This window comes from Aureimonas sp. Leaf324 (genome assembly GCF_001423245.1).
In the GTDB taxonomy this organism is placed as follows: Bacteria; Pseudomonadota; Alphaproteobacteria; order Rhizobiales; family Rhizobiaceae; genus Aureimonas.
This window is the reverse complement of the sequence record NZ_LMOH01000001.1, coordinates 561,597-587,274: the sequence shown is the minus strand read 5'-3', so window position 1 is coordinate 587,274 and position 25,678 is coordinate 561,597. Positions and strand designations below refer to the sequence as shown.

The 25,678-nt window shown below is 64.9% G+C and carries 22 protein-coding genes; 7 read left to right on the top strand and 15 right to left on the bottom strand.

Annotated elements, in window-relative coordinates; all coding sequences use genetic code 11:
• Positions 1–5: 5 nt before the first annotated feature.
• From rnr to rpmG, 5 genes are all read left to right on the top strand, one after another.
• Positions 6–2,279, top strand: coding sequence for a ribonuclease R (rnr, locus tag ASF65_RS02820; RefSeq protein ID WP_055884733.1), 2,274 nt, complete (start codon positions 6–8; stop codon positions 2,277–2,279).
• On the top strand, positions 2,276–2,686 hold the full coding sequence (locus tag ASF65_RS02815) for a DUF983 domain-containing protein (protein ID WP_055884731.1): 411 nt from the start codon (positions 2,276–2,278) through the stop codon (positions 2,684–2,686). The genes rnr and ASF65_RS02815 overlap by 4 nt, the downstream gene beginning before the upstream one ends.
• Positions 2,683–3,381: a hypothetical protein gene (locus ASF65_RS02810; RefSeq protein ID WP_055884728.1), complete on the top strand. Its 699-nt coding sequence runs from the start codon at positions 2,683–2,685 to the stop codon at positions 3,379–3,381. The genes ASF65_RS02815 and ASF65_RS02810 overlap by 4 nt, the downstream gene beginning before the upstream one ends.
• On the top strand, positions 3,378–4,565 hold the full coding sequence (locus ASF65_RS02805) for an MFS transporter (protein WP_055884725.1): 1,188 nt from the start codon (positions 3,378–3,380) through the stop codon (positions 4,563–4,565). The genes ASF65_RS02810 and ASF65_RS02805 overlap by 4 nt, the downstream gene beginning before the upstream one ends.
• A 192-nt stretch (positions 4,566–4,757) precedes the next feature.
• Positions 4,758–4,925, top strand: a complete 168-nt coding sequence (gene rpmG / locus ASF65_RS02800) for a 50S ribosomal protein L33 (protein ID WP_055884722.1) — start codon at positions 4,758–4,760, stop codon at positions 4,923–4,925.
• 388 nt (positions 4,926–5,313) lie between these two features.
• Here the strand turns inward: rpmG and ASF65_RS02795 are convergent, their stop codons facing one another.
• Positions 5,314–5,685 (bottom strand): response regulator, encoded by a 372-nt coding sequence (locus ASF65_RS02795; RefSeq protein WP_055885062.1) that lies wholly within the window; start codon positions 5,683–5,685, stop codon positions 5,314–5,316.
• Positions 5,686–5,824: 139 nt separating this feature from the next.
• Between ASF65_RS02795 and ASF65_RS02790 the strand changes: the two genes are divergently transcribed.
• Positions 5,825–6,112 carry a DUF3572 domain-containing protein gene (locus ASF65_RS02790; RefSeq protein ID WP_055884720.1) on the top strand — a complete coding sequence of 96 codons (288 nt, stop codon included), beginning with the start codon at positions 5,825–5,827 and terminating at the stop codon, positions 6,110–6,112.
• The gene (locus ASF65_RS02785) at positions 6,109–6,768 is read left to right on the top strand and encodes a hypothetical protein (RefSeq protein WP_055884717.1); all 660 of its coding nucleotides are present in this window, start codon (positions 6,109–6,111) and stop codon (positions 6,766–6,768) included. Before ASF65_RS02790 ends, ASF65_RS02785 begins: the two co-directional genes overlap by 4 nt.
• Positions 6,769–6,776: 8 nt before the next feature.
• Here the strand turns inward: ASF65_RS02785 and dnaE are convergent, their stop codons facing one another.
• The 14 genes from dnaE to nuoH all read right to left on the bottom strand — a co-directional run bounded on the left by dnaE (position 6,777) and on the right by nuoH (position 25,665).
• Positions 6,777–10,376, bottom strand: coding sequence for a DNA polymerase III subunit alpha (dnaE, locus tag ASF65_RS02780; RefSeq protein ID WP_082505125.1), 3,600 nt, complete (start codon positions 10,374–10,376; stop codon positions 6,777–6,779).
• A gap of 988 nt (positions 10,377–11,364) precedes the next feature.
• Positions 11,365–12,057, bottom strand: a complete 693-nt coding sequence (locus ASF65_RS02775; RefSeq protein ID WP_055884714.1) for an ABC transporter ATP-binding protein — start codon at positions 12,055–12,057, stop codon at positions 11,365–11,367.
• A complete protein-coding gene (locus ASF65_RS02770; protein ID WP_156369140.1) occupies positions 12,054–13,286 on the bottom strand; it encodes a lipoprotein-releasing ABC transporter permease subunit in 1,233 nt (410 codons plus the stop codon). Before ASF65_RS02770 ends, ASF65_RS02775 begins: the two co-directional genes overlap by 4 nt.
• Before the next feature lie 80 nt (positions 13,287–13,366).
• Positions 13,367–14,689, bottom strand: coding sequence for a proline--tRNA ligase (gene proS / locus ASF65_RS02765; RefSeq protein WP_055884711.1), 1,323 nt, complete (start codon positions 14,687–14,689; stop codon positions 13,367–13,369).
• Between the two features lie 399 nt (positions 14,690–15,088).
• Positions 15,089–15,355 carry a DUF1467 family protein gene (locus ASF65_RS02760; RefSeq protein ID WP_055884708.1) on the bottom strand — a complete coding sequence of 89 codons (267 nt, stop codon included), beginning with the start codon at positions 15,353–15,355 and terminating at the stop codon, positions 15,089–15,091.
• 93 nt (positions 15,356–15,448) lie between these two features.
• Positions 15,449–17,143, bottom strand: coding sequence for a ribonuclease J (locus tag ASF65_RS02755; RefSeq protein WP_055884705.1), 1,695 nt, complete (start codon positions 17,141–17,143; stop codon positions 15,449–15,451).
• A gap of 62 nt (positions 17,144–17,205) precedes the next feature.
• Entirely contained in the window at positions 17,206–17,976 is a 771-nt protein-coding gene (locus ASF65_RS02750) for a biotin--[acetyl-CoA-carboxylase] ligase (RefSeq protein WP_055884703.1), read from the bottom strand.
• 7 nt (positions 17,977–17,983) lie between these two features.
• Positions 17,984–19,429 carry an NADH-quinone oxidoreductase subunit NuoN gene (gene nuoN, locus ASF65_RS02745; RefSeq protein ID WP_055884700.1) on the bottom strand — a complete coding sequence of 482 codons (1,446 nt, stop codon included), beginning with the start codon at positions 19,427–19,429 and terminating at the stop codon, positions 17,984–17,986.
• Positions 19,430–19,450: 21 nt separating this feature from the next.
• Positions 19,451–20,962: an NADH-quinone oxidoreductase subunit M gene (locus ASF65_RS02740; RefSeq protein WP_055884698.1), complete on the bottom strand. Its 1,512-nt coding sequence runs from the start codon at positions 20,960–20,962 to the stop codon at positions 19,451–19,453.
• Positions 20,962–22,941 (bottom strand): NADH-quinone oxidoreductase subunit L, encoded by a 1,980-nt coding sequence (nuoL, locus tag ASF65_RS02735; RefSeq protein ID WP_055884695.1) that lies wholly within the window; start codon positions 22,939–22,941, stop codon positions 20,962–20,964. The genes ASF65_RS02740 and nuoL overlap by 1 nt, the downstream gene beginning before the upstream one ends.
• A gap of 10 nt (positions 22,942–22,951) precedes the next feature.
• Complete coding sequence (gene nuoK / locus ASF65_RS02730; protein ID WP_055884692.1) at positions 22,952–23,260, bottom strand: NADH-quinone oxidoreductase subunit NuoK; 309 nt, start codon at positions 23,258–23,260, stop codon at positions 22,952–22,954.
• A 22-nt stretch (positions 23,261–23,282) separates the two neighbouring features.
• Positions 23,283–23,900, bottom strand: coding sequence for an NADH-quinone oxidoreductase subunit J (locus tag ASF65_RS02725; protein ID WP_055884689.1), 618 nt, complete (start codon positions 23,898–23,900; stop codon positions 23,283–23,285).
• Positions 23,901–24,014: 114 nt separating this feature from the next.
• Positions 24,015–24,506 carry an NADH-quinone oxidoreductase subunit NuoI gene (gene nuoI / locus ASF65_RS02720; protein WP_055884686.1) on the bottom strand — a complete coding sequence of 164 codons (492 nt, stop codon included), beginning with the start codon at positions 24,504–24,506 and terminating at the stop codon, positions 24,015–24,017.
• 70 nt (positions 24,507–24,576) lie between these two features.
• Complete coding sequence (gene nuoH, locus ASF65_RS02715) at positions 24,577–25,665, bottom strand: NADH-quinone oxidoreductase subunit NuoH (protein WP_055884682.1); 1,089 nt, start codon at positions 25,663–25,665, stop codon at positions 24,577–24,579.
• Positions 25,666–25,678 lie beyond the last annotated feature (13 nt).

Below are 25,678 nucleotides of genomic sequence, written 5' to 3'. Positions count from 1 at the left end.
ACGAGATGGCGAAGCGAGCGAGAACCGACGGAGAAACGCGCTCGCTGAGCCGGGAGGCGGTGCTCCGCTTCCTCGCCGAAAACCCGGGTCGCGCCACGAAGCGCGATCTCGCCAAGGCGTTCGGCGTCAAGGGAGACGAGCGCTACGTCCTGAAGGACATCCTCGCCGACCTTCAATCGGAAGGACTGCTTGAGGGCGGGCGCAAGAGCTATCGTCGCCCGGGCGAGTTGCCGACGGTCGGCGTGCTCGAGATCCGCGCTCGCGACGCCGACGGCGGTCTCCTCGCCGATCCCACCGGTTGGGACGAGGACGAGCGCGGCCCCCGCCCCCGCTTCGCCCTGCGCGGCGCTTCGTCCGGGCCTGCCGTCGGCATCGGCGACCGGGTGCTGGCCGAACTCACCTACGAGGGCGATGCGGGACCGAGCGCCAAGGTCATCCGCAAGCTCGAACGCCGGACGGCCCGCGCCATCGGTATCTTCCGAAAGACGCCCGGCGGCGGTGGCCGGGTCGAGCCCGTCGAGCGCCGCCAGCTCGAATACATGATCCCGCCGGGTGCGACGCGCGATGCCGAGGACGGCGATCTCGTCGAGGTCGAACCCGCCGAGCACCAGCGTCGCGGTCTTCCGACGGGCTCGATCGCCGACGTGATCGGGTCGATGGCGACGGAACGAGCGATCTCGACGATCGCGCTGCACGCGCATTCCATTCCGCACGTCTTCCCTCAGGCCGTGATGGCCGAGGCCGAGCGCGCCGGCTCCGCCACGATGGAGGACCGGGACGACTGGCGCGACCTCGCTCTCGTCACCATCGACCCGCGCGATGCGAAGGACCACGACGACGCCGTGCATGCCAAGCCGGACGAGGACCCTGCCAACCCCGGCGGCCATATCGTCACCGTCGCGATCGCGGACGTCTCCTGGTACGTGCGGCCCGGCACCAAGCTCGACGCCGAGGCGCGGCTGCGCGGCAACTCGGTCTATTTCCCCGACCGGGTCGTTCCGATGCTGCCGGAGCGCATCTCCAACGACCTGTGCTCGCTGCGCGAGGGTGTAGACCGCCCCGCGCTGGCCGTGCGCATGGTGTTCGACGCGCAGGGGCAGAAGCGCACGCACACCTTCTTTCGCATCATGATGCGCTCGCATGCCAAGCTTTCCTATGAAGAAGCCCAGGCGGCGATCGACGGGCGCGACAACGGCGTGGCGCCCGCGATTGTCGAAGCCGTCCTGCGTCCGCTTTGGGCGGCTTACGGAGCCCTGGTCAGCGCGCGCAGCGATCGCCAGCCCCTCGACCTCGATCTGCCCGAACGCAAGATCCTGCTGAACGGCGAGGGTCAGGTCGATCGCGTCGTGGTGCCCGACCGGCTCGACGCGCATCGCCTGATCGAGGAGATGATGATCCAGGCCAACGTCGCCGCGGCCGAGACGCTTGAGCGGTACAAGCAGGCTCTGATCTACCGTGCGCACGACACGCCCTCGCTCGCCAAGATGGAGTCGCTGCGCGATTTCCTGCGCACACTGGATCTGCCGCTGGCCAAGAGCGGCAACCTCCGGCCGGCCCATTTCAACGGCATTCTGAAGGCGGTGCGCGGCACCGAGCACGAAAGCCTCGTCAACGAGGTGGTGTTGCGCTCGCAGAGCCAGGCGAACTATTCGCCGGAGAACATCGGCCACTTCGGCCTGAATCTCATGCGCTACGCGCACTTCACCTCGCCAATCCGCCGCTACGCCGATCTCGTCGTCCATCGCGCGCTGGTCAAGGCGCTGCGCCTGGGTGCGGGCGGCATGACGCAGGTCGAGGAAGAGGAACTCGAAAAGACGGCCGATGAGATCAGCCAGGCCGAGCGCCGCGCCATGGCGGCTGAACGCGACACCGTCGATCGGCTGATCGCTCAGCATCTCGCCGGGCGCCTAGGCGAGGAGTTCGAAGGTCGGATCACTGGCGTCACTCGCGCCGGCCTCTTCGTTCGATTGCCGAGCTATGGTGCGGACGGCTTCGTGCCGATCTCGACGCTTGGGCGCGACTACTTCCACTACGACGAGGCCGCGCACACGCTCGTGGGCGAGCGAACGCGGCTGGGCTACCGGCTCGGTGACACGGTGGAGGTAAAGCTCGTCGAGGCCGCGCCGCTATCCGGCGCGATGCGATTCGAGATGCTGACCGAAGCCCGAGAGCTGCCGGGCACGACCGCCTCGTTCCACAAGGCGCGGCCCCGTGCCCGCAGGCCGGATCGTCCGTTCCGAGCCAAGAACGTCGCCGGCAAGGTAAGAGGGAAGCGATGAGCGCACCGGACGAATCAGGAGAGCTCGAACCCCGCGGTATTCTCCTGTCGATGGCGCGAGGGTTTCGCATGCGCTGCCCGCACTGCGGCAAGGGTAAGCTCTTTCGCGGGTTCCTGAAGAGCGTCGATCGATGCGACCGGTGCGGCGAAGAATATTCGCACCATCGGGCCGACGATCTCCCTCCATATCTGACGGTCTTCATCGTTGGTCACATCGTCGTCGCCCTCTTCATGGGGGCGGAGACCTGGGCCGATCTTTCGCTCGCCGCCCATCTGGCGATCTGGATTCCCGTGACGCTCGTTCTCTCGCTCGTACTCCTGCAGCCGTTGAAGGGCGCAACCATCGGCTTGCAATGGGCGATCCGCATGCACGGGTTCGGTGGCGCTCCAGCCGAAGCCGACCATTGAGCGAGACCGTGAGGCGCATCCGGCCGAAGGACGCCGCCTCGCTCCTCATCTACGACCGGACCGACGGCGAGACCCGCTTCCTGATGGGGGTGCGCGCCGCCGGCCACCTCTTCATGCCGGGCCATCTCGTGTTTCCCGGCGGCCGGCTGGAGGCTTCCGATCTCGCTCTGGCCCGACACTTGACGCTCGATGCCGCGGTGGCCGATCGGATGATGGCCGGCAGCCCCAGGCTAGGGACACCGCGCCACGCCACTGCTCTAGCGCTCACCGCGATCCGCGAGACGCAGGAGGAGACAGGTCTTCTCGTCGCCGAGCCGGGCCAACCCCCTGCCGTCCCGCCCGGATGGGAGCCCTTCGCGACGGCCGGCGTCGTTCCGTCGCCCCGCGCCTTGGTGCCGCTGGCGCGGGCGATCACACCGCCCGGCCTGCCCCGCCGCTTCGACGCCCGCTTCTTCCTTGCCTCAGCGGACCGTCTCCTCGACCGACGATTGCCGTCTGTACCGCCGACCGACGAATTCGACACCGTCATATGGGTGGGATCGGAACAGCTCAAGAGCTACCGCGTCGCCGAGATCACGGCACGGGTTCTCGATGCCGCGTTCCGGCGGCTCGAGGCCGGCACGCAGGACGATCCTTCGGCTCCGATCCCTTTCTTCCGGCGGCGTTGGGGTGTGCATACCGTCGAGTATCTATGACCGCAGACGCACAGGTTTCCGGCTGTCCTGCCCCGATCAGCGACCGCGTCGTATGGTCGGGTGTGGTCGCGGCGATCGCCTCGATCGGCGCTGTCGGTCTGGCGCTGGGACTCGGGCTCCCGCTTCTCAGCGTGGTTCTCAAAGCCCGAGGCATCTCCTCCACCCTAATCGGGCTTAATACGGCGGTCGCCGGTCTCGCCTCGCTTCTGGCCGCCCCCGCCTCACCCTACCTCACGGCACGATTTGGCATCCGCGCCACGCTGTTCCTCGCCATCGCAGCGGCGGCGGCCTCGGCGATCGGCTTCTACGTCTTCCAGCCGTTCTGGACGTGGTTTCCGCTGCGCCTGGTCTTCCATTTCGCCGTCACGGTCATGTTCATCCTGTCCGAGTTCTGGATCAGCGCCGTCTCGCCGGCATCCCGCCGCGGGCTGATTCTCGGCATCTACGCGACCGTGCTCGCACTCGGCTTCGCGTTGGGGCCCTTCGTGTTCTCGCTCGTCGGCAGTCAGGGCTTTCTGCCGTTCGGGCTCGGCGCCGCCATGATTCTCTCGGCCGCCGTCCCGCTTCTGTTCGCCTCGCGCAGCACGCCCGTTCTGGACGAGACGCCGACGGCGCCGTTCCACCGCTATCTCTGGGCCGTGCCGAGCGCCACCTGCGCCGTGTTCGTCTTCGGCGCGGTCGAGTCGGGCGGGTTCGCCCTGTTTCCGCTCTACGGGTTGTCGATCGGATTCAGCGAAGGCGGCGCCGCGCGCCTCCTGTCCGCCATCGGCCTTGGCAGCGTCGCCCTGCAGATCCCGCTCGGCCTTCTCAGCGATCGGGTCCGGGATCGCAGGCACCTCCTCCTCGCCTTCGCCGCCATCGGGCTTGCCGGCGCTCTGATCATGCCCGTGCTGCAGGCGAACTGGATGCTTCTGGCGTTGATCCTCTTCCTGTGGGGCGGTGTGGTCGCCGGTCTCTACACCGTCGGTCTCGCGCATCTCGGCTCGCGCCTTGGCGGCGCCGATCTCGCCGCTGCCAATGCGGCCTTTATCTTCTGCTACTCGCTCGGCATGCTCGTCGGTCCGCAGACGCTCGGCACCTCGATGGATCTGTTCGGTCCCAGCGGCTTCGCGTACGCGCTCGCCATGTTCTTTTGCGCCTATTTCGTGGCGATCGGTACGCGCTTGCTGCGGCGTCCCTCTTGACTTGAGCGCTGCCATGCGTAGTGTCCGGCGCGATAGTCGAGGCGGCTCGTTCGCCCCGTCGAGCATCGAGCCCGAAGCCCGGTCCGGTACTCGAATCTTCTCGAACCCTGTCCTGCATGCCTCTTGCGACGCTCACCCGTCGCATCGCGCGGCGCAGGAAACGACAATTGATAGACGGACGGACCGAAGACCATGGCCAAGGCAACAACCATCAAGATCAAGCTGCTGAGCACGGCGGACACCGGCTTCTTCTATGTGACCTCGAAGAACAGCCGTACGATGACCGACAAGCTCACCAAGACGAAGTACGACCCGGTCGTGCGCAAGCACGTCGAGTTCCGCGAGACGAAGATCAAGTAAGCCGACGTCGGCTTCCGCTTCGACGACATGCAACGCCGCCCTTCGGGGCGGCGTTTTGCGTTGGTGGCGATGCTACGAGCCATTCGGACAGGATGAGGCGAGAACCGGGAAAGTGGCCGGCCGGCGATCCGATCACGGTACGAGGAAACCGCTTGAGACCAGATGCCGGCCGACCGCCCCACGGGACCCAGGAGATGCGGCGGACCTGAGCATTCCATGGGGAAACTCGAAGGGAGCGGCTTGCCTGCGCCCTTTTTCCCACGCTTCGAGAGTTGCCGAGAATCGCGTGGGAATCAATCCGGTGGACAGATCCCATCCACGAAGATTTCATGAATGGTTAACCCTGCGGCGATCGCCCGCGACTCGGCGCGCTGCTGCCCGCGGCGAATCAGGCGTCGCCAAGGAAGGACTTGATCGTCTCGATGAACTTGGTGACGGCGATCGGCTTCGAGATGTAGGCCTCGCACCCGCCCTGTCGGATACGCTCTTCGTCGCCCTTCATCGCGAACGCGGTGACGGCGATCACCGGAATCCGCCGCAGGTCCGGATCGGCCTTCAAGAGCTTCGTCACCTCGAGGCCGGAAATTTCCGGCAGCTGAATATCCATAAGGATCAGGTCCGGCTGGCTCTCGCGGGCGAGATCCATCGCCGTCAGGCCGCTGCGCGTCTGAACGGTGCGGTAGCCATGGGCCTCGATGAGGTCGCGGAAGAGCTTCATGTTCAGCTCGTTATCCTCGACGATCATGACGGTCTTGGTCATTGACGCAACCTTCGTGGCGGAATCGGGCAGCATCCGTTCCTGTGTCGGTTCGCAAAAGTACCCGCAATTTGATTTAACAAAGGTAGATATGCGTTCGTCCATCGTGCGAGGCATCGTCATGGTTAAGAAAGGCTGAGACATGGAACGCGCGAACGAAGATCATGCGTCGACCTTGGCGATCGAAGCCCTGTCCTTCGTTGCCTCGGATACCGTCCTGTTCAATCGCTTTCTGCGGTTGACGGGACTGGAGCTCGAGAACCTGCGCGAGGCCGCCACCGAGCCGGCCTTCCTCGCGGGCGTCCTCGACTTCGTGATCGCGGACGAATCGACGCTCAACGATTTCGCGGCTCATGCCGGCATCCGGCCGCAGGACGTGGTGGCCGCTCGCCGCTCGCTCGGCGACACCTATGCCGAGTCGTTTTCGTGACCGCAGCCAGTGCGACGCGCGGCCCGCAGGTCGCCGATCTGCCCAAGCGGCACGAAGCCCTCCTCGTGCTCGACATCGATGAGGTGGTGCTGCATTTCATCGCGCCGTTCTGCGAACTCCTTTCGGAGTACGGCGCCAAACTTCACTTCGACAGCTTCAAGCTGACGGGCAACGTCCGATCCATCTCGACCGGCACCGCTCTGACCGGCCATGAACTGGACGGTGTGACCGAGCGGCTCTACGTCGAGCAGACCGGACGTCAGCAACCGGTCGAGGGCGTCGGGGCCGCACTCTCGCGATTGTCCGCGATCGCCGACATCGTCTTCCTGACCGCCATGACGCCGGCCTTCTACGATCAGCGCCGCGAACTGCTGGATACGGCCAGCCTCCACTGGCCGATGATCGCGACCGAGCGCTCCAAAGGCGGGGTCGTCGCCGAACTGGCGCAGCGCTGGCGCGGGCCCATCGCTTTCGTCGACGACCTGCCACCCAATCTCGAAGGCGTCCGCCGGAGCGTTCCCGACGTCCACCTGGTTCATTTGATGGCGAACCCGGACTTCCGTCCGCATCTCCCGCCCATGCCGGCCGGTACGATCCGAGCCGCGAACTGGCTCGAGGCGGAAGCCGCGCTCCATCGGATCGCGACGGAAGGCTGAGCCCCCGATCAGATGAGTTCGACGTCGACGACACCCGGCGCCGCCTTGATCGCGCTGGCGATCTGCGGCGAGACGCGAAATCGACCCGGCAGGTCGATCTCGACCTCGCGCTCCCCGTCGTTCCGAAGAAGGATCAGCGACACCTCGCTGTCGCCGCCGGAGCGGAGCTGGCTGCGCACCAACTGGAGAGGCTTTGCATCCCGCAGAACGATGCGAAGCGCCTTCTGCATCTTCTCCGCCTCGCTTTCCAACGACTGGACGCCCGACGCTCGCAGCGAGATGCCCTCGGGTCGGTCCTCGGCCGACACGGTGACGATGACCGAGGCGCCCGGCTCCAGCATGTCGCGGAAGTTGATCAATGTTTCGGTGAAGAGGACCACCTCGTACTGGCCCGAGGCGTCCGACAATTGCACGATGCCGATCTTGCCCCCCGACTTGGTCTTGCGCTCCTGGCGCGACGTCACCGTGCCGGCGAGCCGGCCGGCGGTCTGTCCCCGGCGCACGCCGGCGACCACTTCGGCATAGGACTGCACCTTCAACCGCTTCAGGGCCGCCTTGTACTCGTCCAACGGATGGGCCGAGAGGTAGAAGCCGATCGCCTGAAATTCCTTGAGCAGCCGCTCGGCGCTGGTCCAGCCCTGAACCTCGGCGAGCCGCAGCGGCTCGGGACCGGAATTCGCGCCGCCGAACATGTCGTGCTGGCCGGACGTGCGTCCCGACTGCGCCATGGCCGCATATCCGGCCAGACGATCGAGATTGCCACACAACTTCGCGCGGTCGTGGCCGAAACAGTCCAGCGCTCCGGCGCAGATCAGGTGCTCCAGCGTGCGCTTGTTGACGATCTTCGGGTCGATCCGGGCGCAGAAGTCCTCCAGGCTCGCGAACCGTCCACCCTCGCCGCGGCACTCGACGATGTGCTCCACGGCCTGTTCACCAACGCCCTTGATGGCGGCGAGCGCATAGATGATCTTCCCATCCTCCACCTCGAAGGCCTTGAACGACGTCTGGACCGAAGGCGGCACGACCTCTATCCCCAGCCGCTTGGCGTCGAGGCGGAAGTCGTTAAGCTTGTCGGTGTTGCCCATATCGAGCGTCATGGAGCCCGCCAGGAACTCCACCGGATGGTTCGCCTTGAGATAGGCGGTCTGGTACGAGACCAGCGCGTAGGCGGCCGCGTGGCTCTTGTTGAAGCCGTAGTCCGCGAACTTGGCGAGAAGGTCGAAGATCGTGTTGGCCTGCGCCTTCTTGATGCCGCCCCGCTCGCAGCCCTCGACGAAGCGCACGCGCTGGACGTCCATCTCGGCGCGGATCTTCTTGCCCATCGCGCGGCGCAGGAGATCGGCTTCGCCGAGCGTGTAGCCCGACAGGACCTGGGCGATCTGCATCACCTGTTCCTGATAGACGATGACCCCTTGCGTCTCGCGCAGGATGGGCTCGATCTTCTCGTGGATGATCTCGACCTCTTCCTCACCGTGCTTGCGCGCGTTGTAGACGGGGATGTTCTCCATCGGTCCGGGACGATACAGCGCCACGAGCGCGATGATGTCCTCGAAGCAGTCGGGGCGCATGCCGATCAGCGCCTTGCGCATCCCGATCGATTCCACCTGGAACACGCCCACCGTCTCGCCGCGGGTGAGGAGCTGGTAGGTCGGCACATCGTTGAGCGGCAGGGCGCCGAGATCGATCGTGACACCGCGGCGCGCGATGAGGTCGACGGCAGTCTTCAGCGTCGTCAGCGTCTTGAGGCCGAGGAAGTCGAACTTCACGAGCCCCGCCTGCTCGACCCACTTCATGTTGAACTGGGTGACCGGCATGTCGGATCGCGGATCGCGATACATCGGCACCAGCCTCGACAGCGGCCGGTCGCCGATCACGATGCCGGCGGCGTGGGTCGAGGCGTGGCGATAGAGCCCTTCCAGCTTGAGCGAGATCGTCAGCAGGCGATCGACGACCTCCTCGGCCTTGCGGGCTTCCTGCAGCCGCGGCTCGTCCTCCAGCGCCTGCGCCAGCGTCACCGGGTTGGCCGGGTTCTGCGGGACGAGCTTGCAGAGCTTGTCGACATGTCCGTAGCTCATTTCCAGGACGCGGCCGACATCACGCAACACGGCGCGCGCCTGCATCGAACCGAACGTGATGATCTGGGCCACCTGCTGGCGGCCGTACTTCTCCTGCACGTAGCGGATCACCTCCTCGCGCCGGTCCTGGCAGAAGTCGATGTCGAAGTCGGGCATCGACACGCGGTCCGGGTTCAGGAAGCGCTCGAACAGGAGGGCGAAGCGCAACGGGTCGAGGTCGGTGATGGTCAATGAATAGGCGACCAGCGAGCCCGCACCCGAGCCGCGGCCCGGGCCGACGGGAATGCCGTTGGCCTTCGCCCACTTGATGAAGTCCGCGACGATCAGGAAGTAACCGGGGAACTTCATCCGCTCGATGACGGACAGCTCAAACTCCAACCGCTCACGATAGATCTCGACAGTCTGGCCGGGCGCAGGCCCGTGAAACGCCAGCCGCGCTTCGAGCCCCGCCTCGGCTTGGCGGCGAAGCTCGGCCGCTTCCGCGAGTTCCGCCTCGGCCGCATCCGCATCCGCGCCCGCAAATCGCGGCAGGATCGGCTTGCGCGTGCGCACGCGAACGGCGCAGCGGCGAGCGATCTCGATCGTGTTGTCCAGCGCCTCCGGCAGATCGGCGAAGAGCTCCGCCATCTTGTCCTGGCTCTTCAGGCAGTGATCCTTTGTCAGGCGACGCCGGTCCTCGTGGCTGACGAGACGGTTGCTGGCCACCGCGATCAGCGCGTCGTGCGCGTCGAAGTCTTCGTCGCAGAAGAAGAAGGGTTCGTTCGTCGCAACCAGCGGCAACCCGAGGTCGTAGGCCAGCGCGACGGTATCGGCCTCGGTGCGGCGTTCGCGACCGCCATGACGTTGGAGCTCGACGTAGAGCCGATCGCCGTAAAGAGCGGCCAGCCGCTCCAGCCGCGCCCGGGCCAGTGCACCCTGCCCGGCTGAGATCGCCGTGCCGATCGGACCCAACGGGCCACCGGTGAGGACGATCAGACCCTCGGTGCGACCATCGAGCCACGCGACCGGCACATGCGGCCGCACGTTGCCGTCATGCGCGAGGTAGGACAGCGAGACGATCTCGACGAGATTCTCGTAGCCCTGTTCGGTGGCTGCGATGAAGGCGATCGGCGCTGCCGGTCCGAATCCCGAGCGATCCCGCGGGTTGATCTCAGCATCGCCGAAATCGACTTCCAACTGGCAGCCGATAATTGGCTGGACACCGGACTTCGCCGCCTTCTCGGAGAATTCCAGGGCACCAAAGAGATTGTTGGTATCGGCAATGCCGATGGCCGGCGCACCATCACCCTTGGCGAACTTGACGATCTGGTCGATCCGCAGCGCCCCTTCCAGAAGGGAAAAAGCACTGTGAACCCGCAGGTGGATGAAACGCGGCTGCGCGATCGGCTTGGCGGGGTCGGACACGGCGATCTCCTCGATCGTCGGCGTATCGTCCTCGGACGCTTCGCCGACCGGCCGGAGGTAGCCGATGTCGTCATAGAACGACTCGGGGCTGCTCGCGGCGTCAGAAGATTCCTCAGTGTTCCAATCCATGGGGCGGAGTCCAGCCTGCGATTTGAGGATGCGCCCGCCCCCGAGAGCTCATCCCCAGATAAGAAGCCGCTCGTGTGGATGCGAGCGGTATGAAACGATCTGGCCGTTTCGACTTTCAGAGAATGTGGACGATCAGCGCGAAGCTCGCGAAGAAGAGCGAGAGAGCGGTAAGCGAAGCGAGTTCCTTCAGGATCAACATGTCGTTCCCCTTTCGTTCCTGCGTTCCTTTTTTGTTCCATTCTTCGACGAAGATCAAGGGGTGGCAGGTGCCATGGTGAACGAATTGTGAGCTCGCCAAATCTGGCCGAACGCCCCGCGCCCTCCTCCGATCGCAGGTTCACGTGATCTGTTCGGTTTGGCAGGGCTCATGATCGGGATACCCTTCCGTCACGGCATGAAGCGAACGTTGGGGCGCCGTTAGGGCAACGGATCTCATTCCCGGTCGAGCGACCAGCAGCGCCTTGTGCCTAAAGGTCCGACCAGAAAGGCCGGCTCCGTCAGATCCCATACGATCGTCGCGCGGGAGCGTCCTTGAGTTTCGGAGTTGTTCGATAAGGCCGCCCCCAGCGGATGAGGCAGGGTGGGCATACGCCGTCACGGTTTCCCTGAACCACGGGCGGTGCCTGGGTAGCGATGAGGCGGGCGGGCGCTTGTTCAATCGAACTGGGAGATCATGGCCGGCTTGGCAGCCGACTGGTGCGTTCCAAGCGCGAATGCTCGTTTTTCGGCGTCCGTGACGAGCGTCCACGCGATCTCAGGCGTTGGGACGATCGACGCTAACCCAACAAGCCAAGTCCGCGACCGCCCGAGCGACGACGGTCTGCAGAGACGACAGCGCGATACCGCCTGCCTCCTCAACGCCTCCATGAGGATTTCTGGATCGTTCGATCTCCCGTCTTCCCGGCGGGGGGCGCTGGCCGAGCGGCCAGCTGCAGGCGATGGGTTCGACGGGGCGAAAACGACCTGGGAAGCGTGACGCTCGTTGCCGTCAGACGAGAACGTGGTCCACGATCTTGCCATCCCGCAACGTGATCGCCCGGTCCATGCGCTTGGCGAGATCATGATTATGCGTGGCGATGACCGCGGCGACCCCGGACTGGCGGACCAGTGCGGTCATGGCGTCGAAGACATAATTCGAGGTCGATGGGTCGAGGTTGCCGGTCGGCTCGTCCGCCAGCAGCACATAAGGATTGTTGGCGACCGCACGCGCGATCGCGACGCGCTGCTGTTCGCCGCCGGAAAGCTCGGCCGGCCGGTGCGTGATGCGCTGGCCGAGACGCATGTACTCGAGCAGCATCTTGGCGCGATCGGCGGCGACCGGGCGCGGCAGGCCGCGGATCATCTGCGGCAGCATCACGTTCTCCAACGCCGAGAACTCCGGCAGGAGATGGTGGAACTGGTAGACGAATCCGATCGACGAGCGACGCATCGCCGTGCGCCCGGCGTCGTCTAGATCGGCGCATGACGTGCCGTTGACCACGACGTCGCCGCCGTCCGGCTTTTCCAGGAGCCCCGCGATGTGCAGAAGCGTCGACTTGCCGGCGCCGGACGGCGCGACCAGCGCGACCATCTCGCCCGCACGGATCTCCATGTCGGCCTTGTCGAGGATCGTGAGGCGCGACTCGCCCTGGACATAGTGCCGCTCGACTTGCGTCAGGCGAAGGGAGGCGTTCATGCTCATTCGTAGCGCAGTGCCTCGACCGGATCGAGTTTCGAGGCCTGCCAGGACGGCAGGATGGTGGCGAGGAACGACAGGCCGATCGCCATCGCGACCACGGTCGCCACTTCGCTGACGTCGATCTCGGCCGGAAGCCGCGAGAGGAAGTAGAATTCCGGATTGAACAGGGTGGTGCCGGAAACCCAGGAGAAGAACTGCCTGAGGTTCTCGATATTGAGACAGAACAACGTCCCGAGCACGAAACCCGCCAGGGTGCCCGCGACGCCGATCGAAGCGCCCGTGATCAGGAAGATCCGCATGATGGAGCCGCGCGAGGCGCCCATCGTGCGCATGATGGCGATCGCGCTCCCCTTGTCCTTCACCAGCATGAACAGGCCGGAGATGATGTTCAGCGCCGCCACCAGCACGATCAGCGTCAGGATGATGAACATGACGTTGCGCTCAACTTCGAGCGCCGAGAAGAAGCTCTCGTTCATGCGCTGCCACGTCACCGTGTAGTTCGGCCGCCCGGCCGCCTGCTCGATTGGCCCCTGCAGGGACACGACCTGATCGGGGTCGTTGAGGAAGATCTCGATCGACTGCGCCTTGTCCTCCGAGTTGAAGAACAGCTGCGCCTCCGTCAGCGGCATGTAGACGTAGGAGGCGTCGTACTCCGACAGGCCGATCTCGAACACCGCGACCACCGGGTAGGCCTTCACCCGCGGCGTGACGCCGAGCGGCGTGACGTCGCCTTCCGGCGAAACCAAGGTGATGGAGTCGCCGAGTGCGAGACCGAGGGATTGCGCCAGGCGCGAGCCGATCGCGACGCCCTGGCTCGTGTCGAAATGGTCGATCGAGCCGAGCTGGATGTTGCTTGCGACCGGTGTCAGCTTCTGGAGGTCGGCACCGCGGACGCCTTTCACCAGGGCTCCCGTCGACGCCGAGCCGGGAGCCGAACCCGTCGCAAGCACCTGCCCCTGCACCAATGGCATCGTGTAGGCGACGCCCGGAACACCCGAGACACGCTTGGCCACCTCGTCGAAATCCGTCAGCGGACTGTCGATCGGCTGCATGATGACGTGGCCGTTGACGCCCAGAATGCGCGTCAGCAGTTCGCCCCGGAAGCCGTTCATGACCGACATGACGATGATCAGCGCCGCGACGCCCAGCATGATGCCGATGAAGGAAAATCCGGCGATCACGGAAACGCCCGCGTCGCGCCGGCGCGAGCGCAGGTAGCGCCCGGCGATCATCCACTCGAACCGCGAAAAGGGCCGGGTCTTTCCGGTCGCCCGACCGCCGTGTACGGCGTCCTCCAGGGTTTCGGCCGTCGTCACGCGGACAGACGCACCAGGATGTCGCCGACCGGCAGCGTCTCTCGCTCGCCGGAGGCGCGATGCTTGATCTCGACCTCGCCCGCTTTGGCGCCGCGTGGGCCAACGATGACCTGCACCGGCAGGCCGATCAGGTCCATGGTTGCGAACTTCGCGCCGGCGCGGGTGTCCTCGTCGTCGTAGAGGACGTCGTGACCCGCAGCCTGCAGATCAGCGTAGAGACGGTCGCAGACGGCATCGCAGTCGGCGTCGCCGGGCTTCATGTTGACGAGGCCGACGTCGAACGGCGCGACACCCTTCGGCCAGATGATGCCGTTCTCGTCGTGGCTCGCCTCGATGATCGCGGCGATCAGTCGGCTCGGGCCGATGCCGTAGGAGCCCATCTGGACCGGCACTTCCTTGCCGTCGGGACCCGTGACGGTGGCGCCCATGGGGGCGGAATACTTGGTGCCGAAGTGGAAGATGTGGCCGACCTCGATGCCGCGCGCGGCAAGGCGATCCCCCTCGGCCACCGCGTTCCAGGCCGCCGTGTCGTGCATCTCCTCGGTCGCCGCGTAGGGCGTCGTCCAGGTTTGGACGATCGAGGCCAGCGACGCCGCATCGTTGAAGTCGATCCCCTCGCCCGGCACGGCCATGTCGAGATAATCGCGGTGGCAGAAGACCTCGCTCTCGCCGGTGGAGGCGAGAATGATGAACTCATGGCTGAGCTCGCCGCCGATGGGGCCCGTGTCGGCGCGCATCGGGATCGCCTTGAGGCCCATGCGCGCGAAGGTGCGCAGATAGGCCACGAACATTCGGTCGTAGGCGGTCTTCGACGACTCGTAGTCGATGTCGAACGAGTATGCGTCCTTCATCAGGAACTCGCGCGAGCGCATCACGCCGAAGCGCGGGCGGACCTCGTCCCGGAACTTCCATTGGATGTGGTAGAGGTTCAGCGGCAGATCCTTGTAGGAACGCACGTAGGACCGGAAGATGTCGGTGACCATCTCCTCGTTGGTCGGGCCGAACAGCAGGTCGCGCTCGTGGCGATCCTGGATCCGCAGCATCTCCTTGCCGTAGTCGTCGTACCGACCGCTCTCGCGCCACAGGTCGGCCGACTGGATGGTCGGCATGAGAAGCTCGATCGCGCCGGAGCGGTCCTGCTCCTCGCGGATGATCTTGGTCACTTTATCCAGCACGCGCTTGCCGAGCGGCAGGAACGAGTAGAGCCCGGCCGCCTGCTGACGGATCATTCCCGCGCGCAGCATCAGCCGATGCGACACGATCTCGGCTTCCTTCGGGGTCTCCTTCAGGATCGGCAGGAAGTAGCGGGACAGGCGCATGGAAACTCGTGCGGTTTGCGTTCGAACTGGTGAGCGTTACGTCAGCAAGCTCTTAACCACTCGCTCGAGCCTTGGGAAGCGAGGCCGCCTCTCGGCGTCCATGGCGGCATGTCTGGTGCAAGCTCGCCGCAGATAGGAATTTGCTGAAATCGGAGGCAGGCTGACGAAAAACTGTCACAAAGCCCCAATTTCGAGTCGACAAGGCCCTGTGAGCGCCGGTAAATGAGCGTCGTCAAGAGAAACGCCCCAACGGCGCATATCGTCTGGTCCAGTCATGGGAGGACGCGGTTCCCGGCGCGCGCAAGCGCGGCCCTGGTCTCGACACCGGAGCGGAACCCGGATCAGGCACCTCAAAATGCGAAGCGCGAGCTTCGCATTTTTTTTGTGCAAAGTTTTGGCTCAGGTTCCCGGCACGATGTGCGGAAACGATCCGGGCCCGATCCCCCACACTTCCGTCACAAGGTAGAACAGGGCGTAGACGGCGGTCGCCAGGAGCGTGTTGTAGAACACCAACCTGGCGAAGCTGAAGCGAGCCGGCGCGCTGTGGGTGGTGCCGAGCACCACCTCCCCTTCGTCGGCCTGCGAGCGCATGCGGATCGGCAGGACCATGAACAGCACGGTCCACCAGATCACGAAATAGATGGCGATCGACGTGAGGATCCCCATGCTGCTCCTCTATCGTTTCGACGGGCGTTCGAGGTTCGAGACCCGTCCCGAACCCCACAAACCGCACGCATGCGGCGCGAGCGAGGCGAGATGTCAGCCGCGCGTGACGAAGACAGTCACGGCCGGCTTCTTGCCCCAGACGTCGTAGGCCTCGCCTCGAACGGCCCGGCGCACCGCCTCGCGTACCAGTTCGAGATCCTTGCGCCGACCACGCGGGATGCTTTCGACCGCACCCGCCGCGGCTTCCATCAGGACGTCGACGAACTCTTCGCCCTCGTCGTCCTTCTCGGGCAGGCCCATCGCGACGACTTCCGGGTCGATGTCGAGCTCGAGCTTCTCGTCGAGTTCGACGAGCACCGAGACGTGACCGGCGAACGACAGGCGCCGACGCTCGCCGATGCCCATCTGCTCGGCGGTCCCGACAAGGTGACCGTCCTTGTAGATGCGCCCGAACGGCACGTCGTCGATCACGGTCGCCGCACCCGGCGCCAGCCGAAGAAGCTTGCCGTTGCGGATGGTGACGACCTCCGGCACGCCGAGTTCGCGCGCGAGACCCGCATGGGCCATCAGGTGCGCTGCCTCGCCATGGGCGGGCACGGCGATCTTCGGGCGAACCCACTCGTACATCTGGCGCAGTTCGCTGCGGCGCGGATGACCCGAGACGTGGACGAGCTGGTCGTGATCCTCGATCACGCGCACACCGCGCTCGATCAAGGCGTTCTTGATATCGAGGATCGCCTTCTCGTTGCCCGGAATGGAGCGCGAGGAGAAGATCACCGTGTCGCCCTTCGACAGCGCCACCGTCGGGTGCTCGTCGCGGGCGAGCTTGGCGAGCGCAGCGCGAGGCTCGCCCTGACTTCCCGTCAGGACGATCACGGCCTTGTCGCTTGGCAGGTAACCGAAGTCCTGCTCGCTGACGAACGGCGCGATGCCCTCGAGGTAGCCGAGCTCTTCCGCCACATCGGCGACGCGCTTCATCGAACGCCCCAGCAGCAGAACCTGCCGATCCGCCTCCGCGGCCGCCTTGGCGATCGAACGCACACGGCCGACATTCGAGGAAAAGGTCGTGATGGCCACGCGGCCCTTGGCCTCGCGAATGATCTGCGACAACGACTGCGTGACGTCCTGCTCGCTGGGCGAAACACCCTCGCGCATGGCGTTGGTCGAATCGCAGACCAGGGCGAGGACACCCTCGTCGCCGATCTGGCGCAGGCGAGCCTCGTCGGTCGGATCGCCGAGTGCCGGCGTCGCGTCGATCTTCCAGTCGCCGGTATGAAGAACGGTCCCGGCCGGCGTGCGGATGGCGAGTGCGACGGGCTCCGGGATCGAGTGCGTCACGTTGATCGCCTCGATCGAGAACGGACCGATGTCGAACCGGTCACCCGCCCGGAAGATCTCGAGCGGCACCTTCGGCGCGCCCGGCTCGCCCTCACGCTTCGCCTGCAGGAGCGCCGCGGTGAAGGGGGTCGCGTAGACCGGCGCCTTGAGACGCGGCCACAGCGTCAGGACGGCACCGTAATGGTCCTCATGCGCGTGCGTGATGATGATCGCCTTCAGCCGGTCGAGCCGCGCTTCGATGAAGGACAAGTCGGGCATCACGAGATCGATGCCCGGAAATTCGGGTCCCGCGAACGAGACGCCGCAGTCGATCGCGATCCATTCGCGCTGGCCGGGAGGGCCGTAGCCGTACAGGCCGAAGTTCATTCCAATTTCGCCGATGCCGCCGAGCGGCACGAAGACCAGTTCGTTCAAAGTCGTGTTTCTTTCGTTCTTGGCATGCGCGAGCATGCAGCCTTTCAGTCATTCATCAGCCGGGGGTCGCCCGGAATCGATATCGGCGCGAGCGGGGCTCAAACGCCTGCAGTCTGGCGGAGGAAGAAGAGATCCCCTGCCGAAAAGTGGCGACGCTCGCCGTTCGCCAGTCCGAGAACCAGACGTCCGCCAGGGTCGAGATCCACGAAGATGCCTTCGACCGATGATCCATCGGGAAGGTTGACCCGGCACGTCTCGCCGCGACCCACCGAATGGCGAAGCCATCTCGCCCTGACCTCGTCAAACTGGCGACCCGCGTCCCACAATTCCAGTGCCGCCTCGACGCCTGCGGCGACATGTTCGAAGACAGTCGCCAGATCGCCTCGGAATCCAGCGTCGCGCAGGCTGGTCACGGAATAGGGCGTCCCATCGGCGCCGGTCTCGACATTGACGCCGCAACCGATGGCGACCGACCGGTGGCCGCCGGGACAGCGTTCGCTCTCCAAGAGAATGCCGACCGCCTTCGCTCCGCCGATCAAGATGTCGTTCGGCCACTTGATGCCGACCACCGCAGGATCGATCCCGGGAAGCTCAGCCAGACCGTTGCGAACGCCGAGAGCCACCACCAGCGGGAGATCCACCACATGCTGGTCGGTCGAGGGATCGACGATCAGGAGCGTGGCGAAGAGATTGCCGCGCTCGGACAGCCACGATCGTCCACGACGACCTCGACCCGCCGACTGGCGGGCCGCCGTGATCCAGAGGGGGCCGGGATCGCCCGCGCGGGCAGCCTCCAGCGCGACGGCGTTCGTCGAGCCGACTTCATCCAGCGCGAGGTGGCGCCGCGCGCGGTAAGGCCGGCCTGCCATTCTCCGATCAGAAGAAGGTATGGGCCGCCGCGGCCGCGGCTGCGAACAGCGGACCGGCCAGAACGATGTAGGCGGGGAAGATGAAGATCGTCGCGGCGCCCGCCACGAGCTTCAGCTCCATGCTCATCGGCTCGAAGCCGGCCAGCGGCTCGTCGAACCACATGACCTTCACGATACGCAGATAGTAGAAGAGGCCGATCGTGGAAGCGATCACGCCGATGACAGCGAGCGGAATGAGCCCTGCGCCGACCGCCGCGATGAAGACGTAGTACTTGCCCCAGAAGCCGAGCAACGGAGGCAGACCCGCCAGCGAAAGCATGAGGACCGTCATCGCCAGCGCCATCATCGGATTGGTGCGCGACAGACCGGCGAGTTCGTAGACGTCTTCGACCATGCCGTCACGACGGCGCATGGCGAGGATCAGTGCGAAGGTCCCGAGCGTCATGGTCACGTAAGTCGCCATGTAGATCAGAACGCCCTGCACGCCCGCCTCGGTGCCGGCGGCGAGGCCGACGAGTACGTAGCCCATGTGGCCGATCGAGGAGTAGGCCATCAGGCGCTTGATGTTGCGCTGGCCGATCGCGGCAAACGAGCCGAACAGCATCGAGGCGATGGACAGGAACACGACGACCTGCTGCCAGTCCGGCGTCATCGGTCCGAAACTCTGGACGGTGAACCGCGTCAACAGAGCGACAGCCGCCACCTTCGGCGCACCGGCGAGGAGCGCGGTCACCGGGGTCGGTGCGCCTTCGTAGACATCGGGCGTCCACATGTGGAACGGCACGGCTGAGATCTTGAAGGCGAGCCCGGCCAGCACAAAGACGAGACCGACGATGAGGCCGAGCGACCGAGCGCCGTCCTGCGCCACCGCCTCGGCGATCGCGCGGAACTCGATCTGCCCGGTGAAACCGTAGACGAGCGAAGCGCCATAGAGGAGCATGCCGGAAGACAGTGCACCGAGCACGAAGTACTTCAGGCCGGCCTCGGTCGACTTCACATGGTCGCGGTGGATCGCGGCGATCACGTAGATGGCGAGCGACTGCAGTTCGAGGCCCATATAGAGAGCGATGAGGTCGCCGGCCGAGACCATGACCAGCATGCCCGTCGTGCAGAGCACGATGAGAACCGGCAGCTCGAAATTGGCGAAGCGCTCGCGCTCGGCATAGCCGGTCGACATCAGCACCGCAGCCGCCGAGCCGATCAGCACCAGCGCCTTCATAAAGCGCGCGAACGGGTCGAGGATGATCGAGCCCCCGAACGCGACGCCGGTGGGCGTCGCGAACAGTAGCCAGACCAGCGCGAAGAGCAGCGTGCCGACGGTCAGCGACGTCACCAGCCGGGCGCTCTTTTCGCCAAGAAACGTCCCGATCATCAACAGACCCATCGCGCCCACGCTGAGGATCAACTCCGGACCGACGATGGGGAGGCTTTGCGCCACGAATTGCGAAAACATCGGTTCGCCCTGCCCGTTTCTCTATTTCTGGATCGAGGCGACGCTGGATGCGGCCTCGATGGCTGCCGTGTAGCTCGAGAGGAGCTGATCCACGGAGGCCGTCGTCACATTGAAGACCGGCATCGGGTAGACGCCGAAGAACACGGTCAGCACCGCCAGCGGATACAGCAGAGCCTTCTCGCGCGGGGTGAGATCGAGGATCGACTTGAGGCTGTCCTTCTCGAGCGTCCCGAGAATGACGCGGCGGAAGAGCCACAGCGCGTAGGCCGCCGACAGGATGACACCGGTTGCTGCAAAAATCGCCACCCAGGAATTGACCCGGAATACGCCCATCAACGTCATGAACTCGCCGACGAAACCGGACGTGCCCGGCAGGCCGACATTGCCCATGGTGAACAGGAGCATCATGGCGGCATAGGCCGGCATGCGGTTCACCAAGCCGCCGTAGGCGGCGATGTCGCGGGTGTGCATCCGGTCGTAGACGACGCCGACGCAGAGAAACAGCGCGCCCGAGATCAGCCCGTGGCTCAGCATCTGGAAGATCGCGCCCTGCACGCCCTGCTCGTTGGCCGCAAAGATGCCCATGGTCACGAAGCCCATGTGCGCGACCGACGAATAGGCAATCAGCTTCTTGATGTCCTCCTGCATCAGCGCCACCAGCGAGGTGTAGATGATGGCGACGACCGAGAGGACGAAGACGAAGGGCGCAAAGTCCGCCGACGCCAGCGGGAACATCGGAAGCGAGAAGCGCAGGAACCCGTAGCCACCGAGCTTCAGGAGGATGCCGGCGAGGATCACCGAGCCGGCCGTCGGCGCTTCGACGTGTGCGTCGGGCAGCCAGGTATGGACCGGCCACATCGGCATCTTCACCGCGAAGGAGGCGAAGAAGGCGATCCAGAGCCAGGTCTGCATTGAGGCCGGGAACTGGTAGGCGAGAAGTTCCGGGATCGAGGTCGTGCCAGCGGTCCAGTACATCGCCATGATGGCGACGAGCATGAGGACCGAGCCGAGGAACGTGTAGAGGAAGAACTTGTACGATGCGTAGACGCGCCGCTTGCCGCCCCAGACGCCGATGATCAGGAACATCGGAATGAGGGAGCCCTCGAAGAAGAGGTAGAAGAGCACGATGTCGAGCGCGCAGAAGACGCCGACGACGAGCGTCTCCAGCACCAGGAAGGCGATCATGTATTCCTTGACGCGCACGGTGATCGCGTCGCGGCTGGCCAGAATGCAGATCGGCATCAGGAAGGTGGTCAGGATGACGAACAGCATCGAGATGCCGTCGACGCCCATCCGGTAGGCGATCCCGCCGGTCAGCCACTCGGCCTCCTCGACGAATTGGAACCCGGCGACGGACTTGTCGAAGCCGATCCAGATGAAGAGCGAGAGGAGGAAGGTGAAGACCGAGACGAGCAGCGCGACGTTGCGGATGTTGCGGCGCGCGAGCTCGGAGTCGTCCCGCGTGAACAGGATGATCAGCACGCCGACCAGCGGCGCGAAGGTGATGGTCGATAGGATCGGCCAGCCGGACATCAGCGCATTCCCCCGAACATCATGAAGGTGACGAGCGCCGCGACGCCGATCAGCATGACGAAGGCATAGTGGTAGAGGTAGCCGGTCTGCAGGCGAACGACCCAGCCGGTCACGTCGAGCGCGCGGGCGGAAATGCCGTCCGGACCGAGACGATCGATGACCGCGACGTCACCCTTCTTCCACAGGAAGCGGCCGAGCCACTTGGCCGAGCGCACGAACAGGAAATCGTACAGCTCGTCGAAGTACCACTTGTTCAGGAGGAACTTGTAGAGGCCGGGATTGCGAGCCGCCATCTGCGCGGGGCGCTGCGGCTGGCGGATGTAGAAGACGTAGGCAACGATGAACCCGAGCGCCATCGCGATGGTCGGCGACCAGACGACCAGTGCCGGAACCTCGTGCGCCTCATGCAGGATGTGGTTCTCCGGGCCGGCGAACAGAGCGGTATGCCAGAAGGTCTCGTAGCTGCCGCCCAGGAAGAACGGGTAGAACACGATACCGGCAAGCAGCGCCCCGGCCGACAGGATGAACAACGGCGTTGTCATCACCGGCGGCGACTCGTGCACATGGTGCATGACCTCGTGGCTCGCGCGCGGCTTGCCGTGGAAGGTCAGGAAGACGAGGCGCCAGGAATAGAAGCTCGTCAGCGCAGCCGCGATCACCGTCATCATGTACCCGTACATGGCGAAGGCGTTCTCGCCCGCGAACGCGCTTTCGATGATTGCATCCTTGGAATAGTAGCCGGCCGTGAACGGGAAGCCGGTCAACGCCAGCGTGCCGATCATCATCGTCCAGTAGGTGATCGGAATGTGCTTCCGCAGGCCACCCATGTGACGCATGTCCTGCTCGCCGTCGACCGCGTGGATCACTGAGCCGGCGCCTAGGAATAGGAGCGCCTTGAAGAAGGCGTGCGTGAACAGGTGGAAGATCGCGGCCCCGTAGGCTCCCACGCCCAGCGCGACGAACATGTAGCCGAGCTGCGAGCAGGTCGAGTAGGCGATGACCCGCTTGATGTCGTTCTGGACGAGGCCGATCGTCGCCGCGAAGAAAGCGGTCGTCGCGCCGATGAACGTGACGAAGGTCAGCGCCGAATGGCTGAGCTCGAACACCGGCGACAGGCGGGCCAGCATGAAGACGCCGGCCGTCACCATCGTTGCCGCATGGATCAGCGCCGACACCGGGGTCGGGCCTTCCATCGCGTCCGGCAGCCAGGTGTGGAGGCCGATCTGCGCCGACTTGCCCATCGCGCCCATGAAGAGGAGCAGGCAGATCACCGTCATCGCGCCGGCAGCGGGCAGCGAGTAACCGGCGAAGTTCAGGATTGGTGCGGCAGCGTTGGCGGCTGCCTCCCCGCCTTCGGGATAGATCGTGCCGACCATCTGGCCGGCCCCGGCGAAGATCGTGTCGAGGTTGGCGGAGCCGAACACCACGAACAGGCCGAAGATGCCAAGGAGGAAGCCGAAGTCGCCGACGCGGTTGACCACGAAGGCTTTCATCGCGGCCGCGTTGGCCGACGGCTTCTGATACCAGAAGCCGATCAGGAGGTAGGACGCAAGGCCGACGCCTTCCCAGCCGAAGAACATCTGAACGAGGTTGTCGGCGGTCACCAGCGTCAACATCGCGAAGGTGAATAGCGACAGGTACGCGAAAAAGCGCGGGCGCGAGTCGTCGTGGTGCATGTATCCGATCGAGTACACATGGACGAGCGCCGACACCGTGTTGACGACGACCAGCATGACGAGCGTCAGGCGGTCGATCCGCAGCTGCCAAGAGATATCCAGCGTGCCGGCCTTCATCCACTGGAGGACCTGCACGTGCTGCGTCTCGCCGCCGAACGACAGGAAGCCGATCCAGGACAGCACGGCCGCCACGATCAGGAGACCGCTCGTAACGTATTCCGAGGCCTTGGCGCCGATGCGATTGCCGAAGAGGCCGGCGACAATGAAGCCGACGAGCGGCAGAAGGACGATCAAGGTATACATCGTCGCGGCCTCAGCCCTTCATCGTGTTGACGTCATCGACGGCGATCGAGCCGCGATTCCGGAAGAAGACGACCAGGATCGCCAGGCCGATCGCAGCTTCCGCCGCGGCGACCGTGAGGATGAACAGGGCGAAGACCTGCCCGGCCAGATCGTTCAGGAAGGCGGAGAATGCCACGAGGTTGAGATTGACCGACAGGAGGATCAACTCGACCGACATGAGGATCGTGATGATGTTCTTGCGGTTCATGAAGATGCCGAAGACCCCCGTAACGAAGAGGATCGCGGCGACCGTGAGGTAGTGTCCGAGGCCGACAGCCATGGTTCGTGTATCCCTATCTGCCTCAGATGCCCTTGCCGCTCTCGACCTTGCGGATCTCGATCGCGGTGGCCGGGTTGCGCGCGACCTGAACGGGGATCGACTGGCGCTTGAGGCCCGGCTTGTGGCGCAGCGTCAGCACGATGGCGCCGATCATCGCGACGAACAGCACGAGGCCGGCCATCTGGAAGAAGAAGACGTAGCGCGTATAGAGAACGTGCCCGATCGCCTGGATGTTGGAGAGCTGCTCCAGCGGCGGGGTCGGCATAACCGTCCTCGCGCTGAGCTGCGGGGAATAGTAGCTGCCGGTGACCGCGATGATCAGCTGCGCGAGGAGAACCAGACCGATCACGGCGCCGATCGGAGCGTACTGAAGGGCGCCCGGCTTGATGCGACCAAAATCCAGATCCAGCATCATGACGACGAACAGGAACAGGATCGCCACCGCGCCGACATAGACGACGATCAGGATCAGCGCCAAAAATTCGGCACCGGTCAGCAGGAACAGACCCGCCGCCGCCACGAAGGTCAGGATCAAGAAGAGGACCGAATGGACGGGGTTCCGGGAGAGAACCACCATCATCGCCGAGCCGACGGAGACGATGGCGAACACGTAGAAGAAGAAGGCTTGCAGCCCCAACATGTCGGGCTCCCCCTGAAATCGCGGTAGCATCAAAGGGCGGACGAACGATGACCTCGTTCGCCGCCGGCAGATTCGGTTCGGAGCGTGGCGCGCCACGGCGCCACGGGGTGCGGATTAGCGGTACGGAGCGTCGAGCGCAATGTTGCGAGCGATTTCACGCTCCCAACGGTCGCCGTTCGCCAGCAGCTTTTCCTTGTCGTAGTACAGTTCCTCACGCGTCTCGGTGGAGAACTCGAAGTTCGGGCCCTCGACGATCGCGTCGACCGGACAGGCTTCCTGGCAGAAGCCGCAGTAGATGCACTTCACCATGTCGATGTCGTAGCGCACCGTGCGGCGCGTGCCGTCGTTGCGGCGCGGCCCGGCTTCGATCGTGATGGCCTGCGCGGGGCAGATCGCCTCGCAGAGCTTGCAGGCGATGCAGCGCTCTTCGCCGTTGGGATAACGGCGCAGTGCGTGCTCTCCCCGGAAGCGCGGGCTGATCGGCCCCTTCTCGAACGGGTAGTTCACGGTCGCCTTGGGAGCGAAGAAGTACCGCATCGACAGGCGGAACGCCTTCAGGAACTCGACCAGGAACAGGGATTTGACGGACTGGGCCAGGGCACTCATCGAACGATCCGATCTCCGGTGGCGGAGGCTTCGGGCGGCACGATCACCGCCCTCGTTATGTCTTTGCGGCTTACCAGGACAGCGCCGCCGCCTGACGAGCGGCGTCCACGCTCTGGCCGTCGCCCCAGCCGGTCAGCTGGAGCACCAGCGCGACCACCACAACCATCGCCAGCGACAGCGGCAGGAACACCTTCCAGCCAAGCCGCATGAGCTGGTCGTAGCGGTAGCGCGGCACGAAGGCCTTCACCATCGCGAACATGAAGAAGCAGAGCGCCACCTTCGCCAGGAACCAGATGACACCCGGCACCCAGGTGAATGGCGCGAAACCGAAGGGCGGGAGCCAACCACCCAGAAACAGGATGGTCATCAGCGAGCACATCAGGGTGATAGCCGCATACTCGCCGAGCATGAACATCATGTACGGGGTCGAGCCGTACTCGACCATGAAGCCCGCGACGAGTTCCGACTCCGCTTCCGGCAGATCGAACGGCGGCCGGTTCGTCTCGGCGAGTGCCGAGATGAAGAAGATCACGAACATCGGGAAGAGCGACAGCCAATGCCAGTCGAGGAAGCTGGCGGGCAGGCCGACCATCGTGCCGACGCCGGTGTTCTGCGACAGAACAATCTGGGTGAGATTGAGCGAACCCGCGCACAGGAGAACGGTGACGATCACGAAGCCGATCGAGACCTCGTAGGACACCATCTGGGCCGCCGAGCGGAGCGCGCCGAGGAAGGCGTATTTCGAGTTCGACGCCCAGCCGCCCATGATGACGCCATACACCTCCAGCGACGAGATCGCGAAGATGTAGAGGATGCCGATGTTGATGTCGGCGATCACCCAGCCGTTGGAGACCGGCACCACCGCAAAGGTCGCCAGCGCCAGTGTCACCGCGACCAGCGGCGCCAGGAGGAAGACGACCTTGTCGGACGAAGCCGGAATGACCGGCTCCTTCAGGACGAACTTCAGGAGGTCGGCGAAGGACTGGAAGAGGCCGAAGGGACCGACGACGTTAGGGCCGCGACGCATCTGCACGGCTGCCCAAATCTTGCGATCGGCCAGAAGGATGTAGGCGATCAGGACCAGCAGGACCACCAGGAAGAGAAGGCTCTGACCGATGATGACGAGGGCCGGCCAGATATAGGCGGAGAACAGCTCCATGGGTTCGTACCGT

Coding starts and splice junctions, on each gene's coding strand:
- rnr (WP_055884733.1), top strand. CDS start 6: ATGGCGAAGCGAGCGAGAACCGACGGAGAAACGCGCTCGCTGAGCCGG.
- ASF65_RS02815 (WP_055884731.1), top strand. CDS start 2,276: ATGAGCGCACCGGACGAATCAGGAGAGCTCGAACCCCGCGGTATTCTC.
- ASF65_RS02805 (WP_055884725.1), top strand. CDS start 3,378: ATGACCGCAGACGCACAGGTTTCCGGCTGTCCTGCCCCGATCAGCGAC.
- rpmG (WP_055884722.1), top strand. CDS start 4,758: ATGGCCAAGGCAACAACCATCAAGATCAAGCTGCTGAGCACGGCGGAC.
- ASF65_RS02795 (WP_055885062.1), bottom strand. CDS start 5,685: ATGACCAAGACCGTCATGATCGTCGAGGATAACGAGCTGAACATGAAG.
- ASF65_RS02790 (WP_055884720.1), top strand. CDS start 5,825: ATGGAACGCGCGAACGAAGATCATGCGTCGACCTTGGCGATCGAAGCC.
- dnaE (WP_082505125.1), bottom strand. CDS start 10,376: ATGGATTGGAACACTGAGGAATCTTCTGACGCCGCGAGCAGCCCCGAG.
- ASF65_RS02775 (WP_055884714.1), bottom strand. CDS start 12,057: ATGAGCATGAACGCCTCCCTTCGCCTGACGCAAGTCGAGCGGCACTAT.
- ASF65_RS02770 (WP_156369140.1), bottom strand. CDS start 13,286: ATGATCGCCGGGCGCTACCTGCGCTCGCGCCGGCGCGACGCGGGCGTT.
- proS (WP_055884711.1), bottom strand. CDS start 14,689: ATGCGCCTGTCCCGCTACTTCCTGCCGATCCTGAAGGAGACCCCGAAG.
- ASF65_RS02760 (WP_055884708.1), bottom strand. CDS start 15,355: ATGGGGATCCTCACGTCGATCGCCATCTATTTCGTGATCTGGTGGACC.
- ASF65_RS02755 (WP_055884705.1), bottom strand. CDS start 17,143: ATGCTCGCGCATGCCAAGAACGAAAGAAACACGACTTTGAACGAACTG.
- ASF65_RS02750 (WP_055884703.1), bottom strand. CDS start 17,976: ATGGCAGGCCGGCCTTACCGCGCGCGGCGCCACCTCGCGCTGGATGAA.
- nuoN (WP_055884700.1), bottom strand. CDS start 19,429: ATGTTTTCGCAATTCGTGGCGCAAAGCCTCCCCATCGTCGGTCCGGAG.
- ASF65_RS02740 (WP_055884698.1), bottom strand. CDS start 20,962: ATGTCCGGCTGGCCGATCCTATCGACCATCACCTTCGCGCCGCTGGTC.
- nuoL (WP_055884695.1), bottom strand. CDS start 22,941: ATGTATACCTTGATCGTCCTTCTGCCGCTCGTCGGCTTCATTGTCGCC.
- nuoK (WP_055884692.1), bottom strand. CDS start 23,260: ATGGCTGTCGGCCTCGGACACTACCTCACGGTCGCCGCGATCCTCTTC.
- ASF65_RS02725 (WP_055884689.1), bottom strand. CDS start 23,900: ATGTTGGGGCTGCAAGCCTTCTTCTTCTACGTGTTCGCCATCGTCTCC.
- nuoI (WP_055884686.1), bottom strand. CDS start 24,506: ATGAGTGCCCTGGCCCAGTCCGTCAAATCCCTGTTCCTGGTCGAGTTC.
- nuoH (WP_055884682.1), bottom strand. CDS start 25,665: ATGGAGCTGTTCTCCGCCTATATCTGGCCGGCCCTCGTCATCATCGGT.